12 protein-coding genes and 1 rRNA gene are annotated in these 14,297 nt (G+C 67.0%); 3 read left to right on the top strand and 10 right to left on the bottom strand.

Annotated features, from left to right (window positions below):
* The 7 genes from KME79_RS27920 to KME79_RS27890 form a co-directional block, all read right to left on the bottom strand.
* Nucleotides 1-90 (bottom strand): 16S ribosomal RNA (locus KME79_RS27920); the annotation flags it as partial.
* A gap of 431 nt (nt 91-521) precedes the next feature.
* Entirely contained in the window at nt 522-3,095 is a 2,574-nt protein-coding gene (locus KME79_RS27915) for a valine--tRNA ligase (protein WP_219547115.1), read from the bottom strand.
* 70 nt (nt 3,096-3,165) lie between these two features.
* Nucleotides 3,166-4,449 (bottom strand): ATP-dependent Clp protease ATP-binding subunit ClpX, encoded by a 1,284-nt coding sequence (clpX, locus tag KME79_RS27910; protein WP_148029965.1) that lies wholly within the window; start codon nt 4,447-4,449, stop codon nt 3,166-3,168.
* 176 nt (nt 4,450-4,625) lie between these two features.
* Complete coding sequence (locus KME79_RS27905; RefSeq protein ID WP_148029964.1) at nt 4,626-5,249, bottom strand: ATP-dependent Clp protease proteolytic subunit; 624 nt, start codon at nt 5,247-5,249, stop codon at nt 4,626-4,628.
* A 9-nt stretch (nt 5,250-5,258) separates the two neighbouring features.
* Nucleotides 5,259-5,891, bottom strand: coding sequence for a ClpP family protease (locus tag KME79_RS27900; RefSeq protein ID WP_148029963.1), 633 nt, complete (start codon nt 5,889-5,891; stop codon nt 5,259-5,261).
* A gap of 183 nt (nt 5,892-6,074) precedes the next feature.
* Entirely contained in the window at nt 6,075-7,457 is a 1,383-nt protein-coding gene (tig, locus tag KME79_RS27895) for a trigger factor (protein WP_219547110.1), read from the bottom strand.
* 149 nt (nt 7,458-7,606) lie between these two features.
* Nucleotides 7,607-8,473, bottom strand: a complete 867-nt coding sequence (locus KME79_RS27890) for a Sco1979 family transcriptional regulator (RefSeq protein WP_148029961.1) — start codon at nt 8,471-8,473, stop codon at nt 7,607-7,609.
* A gap of 233 nt (nt 8,474-8,706) precedes the next feature.
* Between KME79_RS27890 and KME79_RS27885 the strand changes: the two genes are divergently transcribed.
* Nucleotides 8,707-9,183, top strand: coding sequence for an ATP-binding protein (locus tag KME79_RS27885; protein ID WP_219547103.1), 477 nt, complete (start codon nt 8,707-8,709; stop codon nt 9,181-9,183).
* 10 nt (nt 9,184-9,193) lie between these two features.
* Here the strand turns inward: KME79_RS27885 and KME79_RS27880 are convergent, their stop codons facing one another.
* The 3 genes from KME79_RS27880 to KME79_RS27870 form a co-directional block, all read right to left on the bottom strand.
* Complete coding sequence (locus tag KME79_RS27880) at nt 9,194-9,346, bottom strand: hypothetical protein (protein WP_187281012.1); 153 nt, start codon at nt 9,344-9,346, stop codon at nt 9,194-9,196.
* 1,482 nt (nt 9,347-10,828) lie between these two features.
* Complete coding sequence (locus tag KME79_RS27875) at nt 10,829-11,497, bottom strand: HAD family hydrolase (RefSeq protein ID WP_219547101.1); 669 nt, start codon at nt 11,495-11,497, stop codon at nt 10,829-10,831.
* The gene (locus tag KME79_RS27870) at nt 11,494-12,336 is read right to left on the bottom strand and encodes a GntR family transcriptional regulator (RefSeq protein ID WP_219547136.1); all 843 of its coding nucleotides are present in this window, start codon (nt 12,334-12,336) and stop codon (nt 11,494-11,496) included. Before KME79_RS27870 ends, KME79_RS27875 begins: the two co-directional genes overlap by 4 nt.
* Nucleotides 12,337-12,474: 138 nt before the next feature.
* On the opposite strand from KME79_RS27870, the gene KME79_RS27865 reads away from it, so the two are divergent.
* Complete coding sequence (locus KME79_RS27865) at nt 12,475-12,804, top strand: SCO3933 family regulatory protein (RefSeq protein WP_219547099.1); 330 nt, start codon at nt 12,475-12,477, stop codon at nt 12,802-12,804.
* Between the two features lie 93 nt (nt 12,805-12,897).
* Nucleotides 12,898-14,268, top strand: coding sequence for an FtsK/SpoIIIE domain-containing protein (locus KME79_RS27860; protein WP_219547097.1), 1,371 nt, complete (start codon nt 12,898-12,900; stop codon nt 14,266-14,268).
* The last annotated feature ends 29 nt before the right edge of the window (nt 14,269-14,297 follow it).

Here is a 14,297-nt window from a genome sequence, read left to right as displayed (position 1 = left end):
CGAGTACCCCGAAGGGCCTTTCCGCTCGACTTGCATGTGTTAAGCACGCCGCCAGCGTTCGTCCTGAGCCAGGATCAAACTCTCCATAAAATGAATTTGAATCCCAACCAAAAAGGAATCCGTCACAGAAATACATGACGGGGTTGTGCATCATGCACTGGCTTTTAACACACTGTTGAGTTCTCAAGAAACGGACGCGTACACCCCGGCAAGACCCGACCAGCGGCCCCCGCCGAAGAGGCGTTCATTCGTTTCGCCTTCCGAAGTTTACCAGATCCGGACGATTTTCGCAAACCGCCTGATTCCGGGATCTTCCGGACGCCCCTTCCGAGGCAACCCTTCTAACTTACCTGAACTTTCAGCCTCTGTCCAATGACGCGCATTGAACCAGACCGGAAGCCCCGGGCCATCAGTTGGGTTGTCGGGGCGAGCTCCGCCCCACACAGAAAACTCTAGCAGCCCCTGCGGGGTCGGAAGGCCTGTTCTCGGTAACGAATAGGCCTTCCCCCCGTCCGTATGGCTCAAACCCCCAGAGCGGCGAGCTGCCCTTCGAGGCGCGCGATGTCGGCCTCGGCCTGGTCGGCACGCGCCCGGACCTTTGCCACGACCTCGTCGGGCGCCTTGGCCATGAACTGCTCGTTGCCCAGCTTGGCGGCCGCCTGAGCAGCCTCCTTGCGCGCGACCGCGAGGTCCTTCTCCAGACGCTTGCGCTCGGCCGCCACGTCGATGGCGCCGGCGGTGTCGATCTCCACGGTCACGCCGCCCACCGTCAGCCGGGCCGTCGCCGAGAACGTCTCGGCCGGCTCGGTGAGGCGGAGCAGCGAGCGGATCGCCGCCTCCTGCCGCTCCACGGCGCTGCCCGCCAGCCCCAGCCTGGCGGCCACCTTCTGGCCGGGCTTGAGACCCTGGTCGGAGCGGAACCTGCGGACCTCCGTGACGACCTCCTGGAGGGCGGCGACCTCCGCCTCCGCCCGCGGATCGGCGTAGCGGGGGTCGGCCTGGGGCCAGGGGGCGACGACGATGGACTCGGCGCCGGTCAAGGCCCGCCACAGCTCCTCGGAGACGAACGGCACCAGCGGATGGAGCAGCCGCAGCAGCGCGTCGAGCACCTGGCCCAGCACCAGCCGGGTGTGGTCGAGGCCCTCACCGAGCTGGATCTTGGCCAGCTCCAGGTACCAGTCGCAGACCTCGTCCCAGGCGAAGTGGTAGAGCAGCTCGGAGGCCTTGGCGAACTCGTAGTCCTCCAGGGCGGCGTCGGCCGCCGTGATGACGCTCTGCAGCCGGGAGAGGATCCACCGATCCGCCGCGGTGAGCTCGGCGTCGTCGAGCGGGCCCACGGCCGCGCCGTTCATCAGCGCGAAGCGGGTCGCGTTCCAGATCTTGTTGCAGAAGTTGCGCGAGCCGGCCGCCCATTCCTCGCTGATCGCCACGTCGGCGCCGGGGTTGGCGCCGCGCAGGAGCGTGAAGCGGGTGGCGTCGGCGCCGAAGCGCTCGATCCAGTCGAGCGGGTCGACGACGTTGCCGAACGACTTCGACATCTTCTTGCCGTACTGGTCGCGGACCATGCCGTGCAGGGCGACGACGCGGAACGGCGGCTCGCCGTCCATCGCGTACAGGCCGAACATCATCATCCGGGCGACCCAGAAGAACAGGATGTCGTAGCCCGTCACCAGGACGGAGGTCGGGTAGAAGCGCTCCAGCTCGGGGGTGCGCTCGGGCCAGCCCAGGGTGGAGAACGGCCACAGCCCGGAGGAGAACCAGGTGTCGAGGACGTCAGGGTCCTGGATGTAGCCCTCGGGCGGCGTCTCGTCGGGGCCGACGCAGACGACCTCGCCGTTGGGGCCGTACCAGACCGGGATGCGGTGTCCCCACCAGAGCTGGCGGGAGATGCACCAGTCGTGCATGTCGTCGACCCAGTCGAAGTAGCGCTTGGCCATCTCCGGCGGGTGGATGCTGGTGCGGCCGTCACGCACCGCGTCGCCGGCCCCCTTGGCCAGCGGGCCCACGTTGACGAACCACTGCAGCGACAGCCTCGGCTCGACCACGGTCTTGCAGCGCGAGCAGTGGCCGACCGAGTGGACGTACGGGCGCTTCTCCTCGACGATGCGGCCCTCGGCGCGCAGCGCGGCGACCACGGCCGGGCGCGCCTCGAACCGGTCGAGGCCCTCGAACGGGCCGTGGGCGGTGATGACGCCGCGCTCGTCCATGACGGTCATGGACGGCAGCGAGTGGCGGCGGCCGATCTCGAAGTCGTTGGGGTCGTGGGCGGGGGTCACCTTGACCGCGCCGGTGCCGAACTCGGGGTCGACGTGCTCGTCGGCCACGACGGGGATGCGGCGGCCGGTCAGCGGCAGCTCGACGGTCGTGCCGACGAGGTGCGCGTAGCGCTCGTCGGACGGGTGGACGGCCACGGCGGTGTCGCCGAGCATCGTCTCGGCCCGGGTGGTGGCCACCACGATCTCGTCGGAGTAGCGGATCGAGACCAGCTCGCCGTCGTCCTCGCTGTGCTCCACCTCGATGTCGGACAGCGCCGTCAGGCAGCGCGGGCACCAGTTGATGATGCGCTCGGCGCGGTAGACCAGCCCGTCGTCGTACAGCTTCTTGAACATGGTGAGGACGGCCCGCGACAGGCCCTCGTCCATGGTGAAGCGCTCGCGCGACCAGTCGACGCCGTCGCCGAGCTTGCGCATCTGGCCGAGGATCTTGCCGCCGGACTCTTCCTTCCACTCCCAGACCCGCTCGACGAACGCCTCGCGGCCCAGGTCGTGGCGCGACATGCCCTGCTTGGCGAGCTCACGCTCGACGACGTTCTGGGTGGCGATGCCGGCGTGGTCCATGCCGGGCAGCCAGAGCGTCTCGTGGCCGCGCATCCGGGCGCGGCGGGTCAGCGCGTCCTGGACCGAGTGGTCGAGTGCGTGGCCGATGTGGAGCGAGCCGGTGACATTGGGCGGCGGCAGGACGATGCTGTAAGGCGTGCGCGAGCTGCCCGGGTCGGCGTGGAAGTAGCCTTCGGTTACCCACCGCTCGTAGCTGCGGGTCTCGACGTCGGCCGGGGTGTACTGGGTGGGCAGCTCTGGCGTTGTCACGGTGACCAATTCTAGGGAGACGGGAAAGGGAAACGCCCCATGGAGGGTGTCCACGGGGCGCTGGCCTTGCCTGGGAGGCTCAGGCCGACTTCTCTCGTGGAGTGCGTTGCTGCTTGGCGGCGAGCTGGTCGCGGGGTACGAGGGTCGGGATCGCGTGTTCGAGCACGGACTCGCGGGTGATGACGACCCGGGCCACGTCCTGCCTGGAGGGCACCTCGTACATGACGGACTGGAGCACCTCCTCCAGGATCGCGCGCAGCCCGCGGGCGCCGGTGCCGCGCAGGATGGCCTGGTCGGCGATGGCCTCCAGGGCGCCGTCGGTGAACTCCAGCTCCACCCCGTCGAGTTCGAGCAGCTTGCGGTACTGCTTGACCAGCGCGTTGCGCGGCTCGGTGAGGATCTGGATGAGGGCCTCGCGGTCGAGGTTGTGGACCGAGGTGATGACCGGCAGGCGCCCGACGAACTCGGGGATCATGCCGAACTTCAGCAGGTCCTCGGGCATCACGTCGGCGAAGATGTCGGCCGTGTCGGCCTCTTCCTTCGACCGGATGATGGCGTTGAAGCCGATGCCCTTCTGGCCGACCCGCGACTCGATGATCTTTTCCAGGCCCGCGAACGCGCCACCGCAGATGAACAGCACGTTGGTGGTGTCGATCTGGATGAACTCCTGGTGCGGGTGCTTGCGGCCGCCCTGCGGCGGCACCGATGCCGTCGTGCCTTCGAGGATCTTCAGCAGCGCCTGCTGCACGCCCTCGCCGGAGACGTCACGCGTTATCGACGGGTTTTCGCTCTTGCGGGCGATCTTGTCGACCTCGTCGATGTAGATGATGCCGGTCTCGGCCTTCTTGACGTCGTAGTCGGCGGCCTGGATGAGCTTCAGAAGGATGTTCTCGACATCCTCGCCGACGTAGCCGGCCTCGGTGAGGGCCGTCGCGTCGGCGATGGCGAAGGGCACGTTGAGCATCTTCGCCAGGGTCTGCGCGAGCAGCGTCTTGCCCGAGCCTGTCGGTCCGAGCAGCAAGATGTTGCTCTTGGCCAGCTCAAGGCCGTCGTCTCTGCCCCGGTCGCCGGACTGCACCCGCTTGTAGTGGTTGTAGACCGCCACCGAGAGCGCCTTCTTCGCCTTGTCCTGACCGATGACGTAGGCGTCGAGGAACTCGTAGATCTCCCTCGGCTTGGGCAGGTTGTCCCACTTGAGCTCGGAGGACTCGGAGAGCTCCTCCTCGATGATCTCGTTGCAGAGATCGATGCACTCATCGCAGATGTAGACGCCTGGACCGGCGATGAGCTTCTTGACTTGCTTCTGGCTCTTTCCACAGAACGAGCACTTCAGCAGGTCTCCCCCGTCGCCGATGCGTGCCACCCCAGATACTCCTTTGCGTGGGACCGCCCTGCTCTCCGCGATCCGTATCCTCCGGACCCGGTCCGAACCGCTCAGGTTTCGACGTTACCGTCTTCTGGGCCCTCAGTGAGCCCCCTAGCGGCGAGTCGCACCGGAACGTGCCCTCTTGGGCAGCGCTCCGGTGCCTCACGTCTCGTCTAGGAAGCTACGGGCTGAGCTCGCTTCTTCCTTGACGGGATTATGTCATCGATCAGACCATACGCCTTCGCCTCATCGGCGTTGAGAATTTTGTCGCGTTCGATGTCCTTTCGGACCTCGGCGGCGGACCGTCCGGCATGCCGCGCCACGATCTCCTCGAGGAGCGAGCGCATGCGGAGGATCTCCCTGGCCTGGATCTCGATGTCGCTGCCCTGGCCGCCGCCCTCGGTGGACGGCTGGTGGATCAGCATCCGGGCGTTGGGCAGCGCGAACCGCTTGCCCGGCGTGCCGCCGGCCAGCAGCACAGCCGCGGCGGAGGCGGCCTGGCCGAGGCAGACGGTCTGGATTTCCGGCCGGACGAACTGCATCGTGTCGTAGATCGCCGTCATGGCGGTGAAGGACCCGCCGGGCGAGTTGATGTAGATGCTGATGTCACGGTCGGGATCGAGCGACTCCAGCGTCAGCAGCTGGGCCATGACGTCGTTGGCCGACGCGTCGTCGATCTGCACTCCGAGGAAGATGATGCGGTCCTCGAAGAGCTTGTTGTACGGGTTCATCTCCTTCACGCCGTAGGACGTGCGTTCGACGAAGGAGGGGAGAACGTAACGGCTCTGGATGTTCACTTGCTCCCCCTAGGAGACGGGGCCCTGCGAGGGCACCTGCCGAGCGCTGCGCACGACGTGGTCGATGAAGCCGTAGTCCTTGGCCTCGTCGGCCGTGAACCAGCGGTCGCGATCGGAGTCGCGCTCGATGACCTCGAGCGGCTGCCCGGTGTGGGCGGCGATCCGCTCGGCCAGCATCTTCTTCACGTAGAGCATCTGCTCGGCCTGGATGGCGATGTCGGCGGCCGTGCCGCCGATGCCGCCGGACGGCTGGTGCATCATGACCCGCGCGTGCGGCAGCGAGTAGCGCTTGCCCCTGGCGCCCGCCGACAGCAGGAACTGCCCCATCGAGGCGGCCATGCCCATGACGACCGTGGAGACGTCGTTGGGCACGTATTCCATCATGTCGTAGATCGCCATGCCGGCGCTGACCGAGCCGCCCGGCGAGTTGATGTAGAGAGTGATGTCGCGCTCCGGATCGTCAGCGGCCAGGAGCAGCAGCTCGGCGCAGATCCGGTTGGCGATCTCGTCGTTGACCTCCTGACCGAGCACGATGATGCGCTCGCGCAGCAGGCGCTGGTAAAGCTGATCCTCAAGCCGGAAGGCCGAGCCGTTTTCACGGCCTCGCGACTCAGGCTGGAAGAAGGTCGGCGGGCTGCTCACAGCTTCACCTTCCGATGCGTCGTAATCGATGGGCTTTGCTTGTGACCCTAACGCGCGCCGCCCACAGGTCATGCCCGGTCCACGGGGTGTTCGCTGACGGCGCATGCCGCCGGGAACGCACGAAGCCTCCGGCCCGCCCGCGACGTCGGGCCGGCCGGAGGCTCCGGACGGGCGTGTGCGTGGCTACGCCTCGGCCTTCTGCTCCTCGGACTCCTCAGCCGGCTCCTCGGAGGCCTCTTCGCCGTTGATCTCGGTGTAGATGGCCTTGAGGTCGACCTCGCCGCCCTCGCTGTCGACGACTTTGGCGGCATCGCCGAGCACGGCCTTGGCCTTGTCGCGGACGATCTCGACCATGGCCAGCGTCAGCTGGTCGTTGTCGGCGAGGTGCTGGGCCAGCTGGTTGGGCTGGACGCCCATCTCCATGGCGCGGCGGACCACGAAGTTGGTCAGCTCCTGCTCGGAGACGCCGAGCTCCTCCGCCTTGACGATCTTGTCGAGCACGAAGCCGACCTTGATGGCGCGGGCCGAGGCGGTCTCGAACTCGGCGAAGCGCTCCTCCTCGGTCGTCTGGTAGAGCCGGAAGTAGGCGTCGCGGCTCAGGCCGCTCTCGGCGATCTGGTGCTCGAGGTTGTGCTTGCGGGCGTCGATCTCGGCCTTGAGCGCGCTCTCGGGGATCGGGACGTCGATCTTCTCCAGGAGCGTGTCGAGCGCCTTGTCGCGGGCCTGCACCACCTGGTCGATGAGCTTGGTGCGGCGGACCTGCTCGCGGATGCTGCCCTTGAGCTCGTCGAGCGTGTCGAACTCGCTGGCGAGCTGCGCGAACTCGTCGTCGAGCTCCGGAAGCACCTTCTCCTTGACCGACTTGACGTTGATGATGACGTCGGCCTCCTGGCCGGCGTTCTCACCGCCGACGAGCTCGGTGCGGAAGCTCTTCTCCTCGTCGGCGGACATGCCCACGAGGGCGTCGTCGAGGCCCTGGAGCACGGAACCGGCGCCCACCTCGTAGGAGACCTCGCTGGCCTGCTGCTCCTCGATGTTCTCGCCGTCGATCTCGGCCCGCAGGTCCATGACGACGTAGTCGCCGACGGCGGCCGGGCGCTCGACGCCGGTCAGCGTGGCGAAACGCTGGCGGAGCGCGTCGAGCTGCTCGTCGACGTCGGAGTCGGCGACCTCGGCGGAGTCGACGGTGATCTCGACGCCCTGGTAGTCGGGGACGTCGAAGTGGGGACGGATGTCGACCTCGGCGGTGAACTCGATCTGCTCACCGTCCTCGATCTTCGTGACCTCGATGTCCGGCTGGCTGACCGGGAACACGTCGACCTCGTCGACGGCCTGGCCGTAGAGCTTGGGCACCGCTTCGTTGAGGGTCTCCTCCAGGACGACCGCCCGGCCGAAGCGCTGCTCGATGATGCGCGCCGGGACCTTGCCAGGGCGGAACCCGGGGACCCGCACCTGCTGCGCGACCTTCTTGTACGCCGCATCCATGCTCGGGCGCAGCTCGTCGAACGGCACCTCGACAGTGAGCTTCACCCGGGTCGGGCTGAGCTCCTCGACAGCGGTCTTCACGGGGTGGTCTCCTTGATCAAGCTTCGAGTGTTCGCAGGCGCGTCCATTCGGTACGGCTCGCGCGCCGCGCCCACGTAATCGGTGCTGGGCATGCTCCGCAACGGCGGCATCCAAGCGCCACGGTCAGTCTAGGGCAGACCCAGCAGCTCTCAGAACTCATCCGCGATGGCGCGCAGCAGCTCCACAGTCTCGTCAGGCGTGGTGCTGACGGCGCACAACCGTTCCATGACCTCGGTGTAACGATCGACGTCCTCACGCTTGTCCAGGTAGAGGGCGCCGGCGAGCTGCTCGACGTAGATGACGTCGGGCAGGTCGTTGTCCGGGAAGCGCAAGATGGCGAACGCGCCGCCCTCCGCGCTGTGACCGCCGAAGCTGAACGGCATGACCTGAATCGTGATGCTCGGCTGGCGCATCAGATCGATCAGATGCTCGATCTGGGCGCGCATGACCTCGGCGCCGCCGATGGGCCGGCGCAGCGCCGCCTCGTCGATGACCGCCCAGAACACCGGGCCGTCGGGCTTGTCGAACAGCCGCTGACGTTCCAGCCGGAGGTCGACGCGCCGGGAGATCTCGTCGGGGCTGAGCCCGGCGGAACCGGCGGTGACGACCGCGCGCGCGTACTCCTTGGTCTGGAGCAGGCCGGGGACGAACTGGACCTCGTACGTCCTGATCCGGGCGGCCGCCTCTTCGAGGCCGACGTACGCCTGGAACCAGGTGGGGAGGATGTCGTTGAAGCGGTGCCACCAGCCCGGCTCGTTGGCCGTGGCCACCAGGTCGAGCACGGCGCCGCGCGCCTGGTCGTCGGTCACCCCGTACAGCGTCAGCAGGTCGGCGACGTCGCGCTCCTTGAAGCCGACCCGGCCGAGCTCCATGCGGCTGATCTTGGATTCGGAGCCTCTGATGAGGTGCCCCGCCTCCTCGCGGGTGACGCCCTTGCTCTCCCTGAGCTTGCGGAGTTGGGAGCCCAGAAGGATGCGCAGCGCCGTAGGGCCGGAACCCGGCTGGTTCTGCGTCACTTTGCCTCCTATCAAGGTCCGCACCACACAGTGACACCACATCGCCGGGTATGACAAGGTCTCAGCTCGGTGTCCGATTCGGATATGTTCCGGTGCATCGACCATGCTGCTGCACCTTGCGAATGCACGTGCATTCGGGTCTTGCAGCGACGCCCGGTCGTGACCCATGATGGCTTAGTGCATTTTGGGCCAAACATGCACTAAGCCGATGGCAACTGGGAGGTAACGGCGGGATGGTGGAGGATCCTCTGGCCACTGCCGACTGCCTCCAGATCACCCGTGAGGTGGGGTTCGACCAGTTGCTCACGTCGGCCAAGCCGTACACCACCGCGTGCCCCCTCCCGTTCCAGGCCGACTCGGTCAAGACGGCCAGAGACGTCACCCGCTCCACCCTCGCCCGCTGGGGCCTGTCCGAGCTGGGCGACGACGCCGCCCTCGTGGTCTCCGAGCTTGTCACGAACGCCGTCAGGTACGGCATGTACGCGCACGGCAGCCACGAGATCACCCTGCTGCTGATGAGGGTGGCGCCGCACGTGCTGCTGGCGGTCGCCGACCCCAGCGACGACGTGCCGCGGCGCAAGGAGCCCGACTTCATCTCGGAGAACGGCCGCGGGCTCTACATCGTGGAGACGTACAGCCAGTGCTGGGGCTGGGACCCGCTGAGCCGCGGCGGCAAGGCCGTCTGGGCGCTCTTCCACGCCGGCCCCTGACAGACCGGCCCTAGGAGCCACGGCGGTCCAGGAAGAACCACGCGCCCAGGCAGAGCAGCGCCATCACGCAGAGGAACGCCACCAGCCCTCGCCCTTCCACGACGAAGGCGGTCACCACGAACACCGCGGCCGCGCCGGCGGCCAAGGAGGAAGTGCGTATCACAGGGGCATTGTGCCGCACCGGGCGAACCACGCGACTCCGGACCGGCCTCTCAGGCCACGGCGGACGAGCCCACCGCCCGATCTCCTACGACCCGGGCCAGGCGTCCTGGCACGGGGTCGTCCGAGAACCTGTGACGGCCGGCTCCCCGGTCGCTCCCGGTCTCGGGAAGCGCCTTTTCACGCTGGTCGGGGCGACAGGATTTGAACCTGCGACTTCTTGCTCCCAAAGCCACTTGATCGCGGCCTGGAAAGGGTCTACAACGAGGTTCGACCTGCGGAAACAGTCAGACAAGGTCCGTGAACGTCCGCGCTCGTACGCCTCGATCGTCACCCAGTTGGTCACCCACACCTCAGCGCTTGAGCGGGTCGGCTCATCCCTACCCGCAGCCTGCCGACCAGGTCTCGACGCTCCCGGCCTCGATGACACGTTGAGCAGCCCTCTCATCCGGTGGCAAGGACCGACGAAGTCGGTCCGCGGCAGCCGATCGCCCCAGCCGACTACGGCGAGTGCCGAAGTGAGCGATCGTCACGGCCCTACCTACTTGCCCACCTCGACAAGACACTTTCGGTAGTTGCAGGTATCTCACCGAGTTGATCCCCACCGCCCGGATACCTACCACTGAGGCTTACCTTCTGGCCATATTGATATATCTGCGATCTCGCGAAACTGCGCCGCCGTCCCGCTATTTCACCTAGTCAAGATAAGGACTAGTTGGGCTTCTGACCTGTGTGACTAAGTACCTGCAAAAGCTAAGTGCCTGTACAAAGGAGGCTTAGTACATGTACACTAGGCGATTTTTGTGATGGGCGCGATCGCCCCTGAATGAGTTCGGCGTGCTTTAAGGTCGGGGTGTCCGCCCGCCCAGGGAAGCCGGCTCTTCCACTGTCAGCATCCCCTGGGGCGGGCGGCATGCAACCACAGCTGAGAACAGGAGGCTGCTTTGCCCACACTACCTGCCCCTAGTAGTCCTGCATGGATCGTGGCGATACTTGCCGCGCTAGCGTTCGCGCTGACGCTCGCTGGAGCTACCGCGTCGGACGTAACTCAGATCGTCACGGCAATTGTCGCAGTTTGTATCGCGCGCTCCACACCTGGGCAGCCCGGGATCACTTAGCGGCGCAGCATGGTTGTGTGCCCTGTCCTAGCTTGATTGACTTCGGGCAGGGCGCACGACATGTGAGGGACGCGCTAAGCACCGTTAGCCGCGTTACCCTGACCCGCCCTGGAGCAGAGGTATGCGTAGCAGGCATCACCTCAGTGCATGTTCACAGCTCTCGTCGCCATCCCAGCAGCGTTGCGGTTCAGCCTCGCACTGCATAACTACGTCCGTTGTGGCGGCGGGGTGGCCCGGGCGGGACCGGCCCGGAGAGGCCGCACGCCCGCCCGGACCGCCCGGCCGCCCGCCGCCCATCGGGCGGCGGCTTGATGAGGTAGGGAAGGTATGAATCATGGACCACCCTGTCATCTACCGATAGGGCCTCGTTAGCGCTGGTCGGCCAGTTCGGCCATGTTGTCGGTCACTGCGTCGGCTCCGGCCTGCGTGAGGCTCTCGGCCTTTCCTGGGTCGTTGGCGTAGGCGATGCTGCGGGTTCCTGCGTTGTGTGCGGCGTGCATGTCGAAGCCGGAGTCTCCGATCAGTACGGCTTGCGCGGGCTCGACTCCCAGTGCCTTGCATGCCCGCAGCGTCGATTGCGGATGCGGTTTCATCTGTTCCGGTTCTCCGATGGGGCGCCCGGAAACCGCGGTGACCCACTCCCCCAAGTCCGCCAGGGCAAGGAACGTCTCGATCGCGGGCTCGGAGTTGTTACTCACGATGGCGACCGGCTTGCCGGCCACTGCGCATGCTGCGAGGAACTCGCGAACGCCCGGCGTGATCTCAGCACAGGTCGCGGCCTCTACCTCGTTGGCCATGAGCGCGGTCTCCACCTTGTCGACCAGTTCGGGGGCGATGTCGGCGGTGCGGCGCAGTACCTTGAGCGGGTCGTCCAGCGCTTCGACGTCCTTCGGCAGTCGTACCCCCTCCCTGATGAGCAGTTCCTTGAGCCGGGAGGCGACCACGGACGCGGGTAGCCCGGCGAAGATGCTGCACACGGGGCCGTCGAAGTCGAGCAGCACGGCATCAGCTTCGCGCAGGACTTGGGCGGGGGTCATAGGTCGACCTCGCGGCTGATGGTGGTCCACATGCTGTCGAACCAGCGGCGGGTCTCGGTGACGTACTGCGAGGCCATCGATGCGGGGTCTTCGGTGATCTCGTAGTGGAAGAGCAGGGCGTCCTTGCCCATCACGTCGTACAGCTCGTGGGGTTCGCCCTTGATGCGGACGGTGTGCTTGACGACGGGGTAGAAGCCGAAGAACACGCGCTCGCGGTTGATCACGTAGAACTTGAACGCGGGCGCGGTCTGGTGGGCGCGTACGTGGACGGTGGCGGTTTTGACGAGGCCGAGGTCGGCGAGTTCGTGGACGGCGTCGGCGATGGCCTGGGTGCTGCGCTGCTGGATGCGCAGGGCGCGGGTGCGGATCACCGGATCGTCGCTGAGGTCTTCGGCCCGGCAGGGCAGGGACATGGGGTGTTCCATGTCGGGGACCAGGATGCGGATGCTGATGGTCTCGGGTGTGAGCCGTCCTAGGCGGATCTTGTCGAGCGGTTCTTGAAGCATCCCGTTGAGGGTTTCGCCGGAGAAGCCGGCGAAGTCGATGGAGACGTTCGGCTCCTCGAAGGCTCGTTCGATGTGCGGGCGGAGTTCGACGGGCCGTTCGGTGCGTTCGCGTACGAACACGCCGCTGCCTTGGCGGGAAACGACCAGGCCCTCGTCGCGGAGCAGGCGGATGGCCTGCTGGATGGTCATGCGCGCCACGCCGTACGTCTTGGCCAGGTCGTGGCCTGAGGGGAGCTTCTCCCCCGGCTCGAACTTCTTGGTCAGGATCGCGGCGCGCAAGGCGTTGGCGACCTGCTGGTACGGCGGGCGGGGGTCGTCGGGATCGAGACTCATCACGCAAATCAGCCTAGTTCTTCTAGGTTGCCTAGTCCAGTTCCTCGCACATGCTTGACATGGCTAGCCATGCTGGGCAACATGAACTCGTCAGCAGAGATGCCTAGCCAAGTTAGGCAACTTTCAGAGGAGTTCACCATGCGCAACATCCCCGTCGACATCACCAGCCTGGCCTTCATCGTCGCCGGTGAGCCCGAGCCCAAGATCGTGGATCGCGCCACCGGCGAGGTGAAGCGCGACGCCGAAGGGCGGGAGCTGTACACGATCCCGCTGCTGCCCAAGCCGAACGACGACCGGCGCAACCCGGTGATCGTGGTGACGTTCCCGAGCGTGACGTTCCCGCAGATCCCCGAGGGCGTACAGGTTCGGCCGGTCGGCCTGGCGGCGTTCTTCTGGTCGATGAACGGCCGGTCCGGTCTCGGCTTTCGCGCCGAGACCATCACGGTGGCCACACCGAAAGCGGCTTAGCCGCACCTGCGCCCCTGGAGCGGGCGCATCGCCTGGCAGCTAACCGCCCGCTCCAGGGCCTTCCTCTCACAGTATGAAAGGAACGTTCCAAGTATGTCCGACTGGCTGATCCCGCTGGCCATCACGGTGGCCTCGGTCTGCACGGTCCTGCTGGTGTGGCGCAGGCTGCACCCCGCCTCGTTCTGGCTCGTCGTCGGCTACCCGCTCAAGACCCTGCACGTCTACGTCACCTGGGGCAACGTCGCCCTCGGCTGCGCGCTCACCCGCAAGCGGCGCCGCTGGCGCTACACCCTGGACGGCCTGCCGGTCGTCGGCCACGCCACCATCTCACTCGCTCAACGGCGGAAGGTCCGCCGCGTGCAGATCGACAAGCCGCCCCGGCTGGGTATCGTCCGCCCGTGCCGTCTCGGCTTCCGCGTCAACGTCAAGCTCATGGACGGCCAGACCCCAGACGACTACAGCGCCCGGCTGTCCAACCTCGCGCACGCCTGGCGCGTGCACTCCGTCCGGCTCATCTCCTCCCGGCCCGGCCGCGTCACGCTGCTGGCCACCCGAGGCGATCCCCTGTCCGAGGTCCGTATCCCGGTCCTGTCCGAAGGATTGCTGCGGGTGCGGGTCGGCCTGCTGGAGACCGGCGCGCCGTGGGTGGTCGACTTCCGTACGGTGCCGCACTGGCTCAACACCGGAGCCACCCAATCGGGCAAGTCCACCCTGCTCAACGCCCTGATCACCGGCCTGTCCGCGCAGCCCGTCGCGCTGGTCGGCTTCGACCTCAAGGGCGGGGTCGAGCTGACCGCCTACGGGCCGCGCCTGTCGGCCATCGCCACCGAACGCACCGAATGCGTCGGCCTGCTCAACGACCTGATCTGCCTGGTCAAAACCCGCATGGCCCTATGCCGGGCGAACAGGACCCGCAACATCTGGAAACTGCCCGAGGACCTGCGCCCGACCCCGGTCGTGGTCCTGGTCGACGAGGTGGCCGAACTGTTCCTGATGGCCCACAAGGGCGAGAAGGACGAGATCACCTCCACCGCCACCGCGCTCCTGCGGCTGGCCCAGCTCGGCCGCGCGTTCGGCCTCTACCTGTTCGTCTGCGGTCAGCGGGTCGGCTCCGACCTCGGCCCCGGCGTCACCGCCCTGCGTTCCCAACTGTCCGGACGCGTCTGCCACCGCGTCAACGACCCCGAAACCGCCACCATGACCCTGGGCGACACCGACCCGGCCGCCCTCGACGCGGCCCGGCAGATCCCGGCGAACATGCCCGGCACCGCCGTCGTCGTCGCCGATGACGGCCGCTGGTACCGCGCCCGCTCGGTCTACGTCAGCGAAGAAGTCGCCGAGGCCGCCGCCCACGCCCACGCCGAACTCACGCCCGCCTGGGCCGACCTGCTCACCGGCACCGACACCGTGACCGTCACGGACGCCGACCTCGAAGCCCTGGCCCGCGAAGGCGAACCCACCTAACCCGTCCGCCACGGCCCCGGCCTGAGCCC

Origin of the sequence: Nonomuraea harbinensis (assembly GCF_019396385.1) — a bacterium.
GTDB lineage: Bacteria > Actinomycetota > Actinomycetes > Streptosporangiales > Streptosporangiaceae > Nonomuraea > Nonomuraea ferruginea.
Note: the sequence above shows the minus strand (reverse complement) of the source record. Positions and strands in the feature narration are given on the sequence as shown.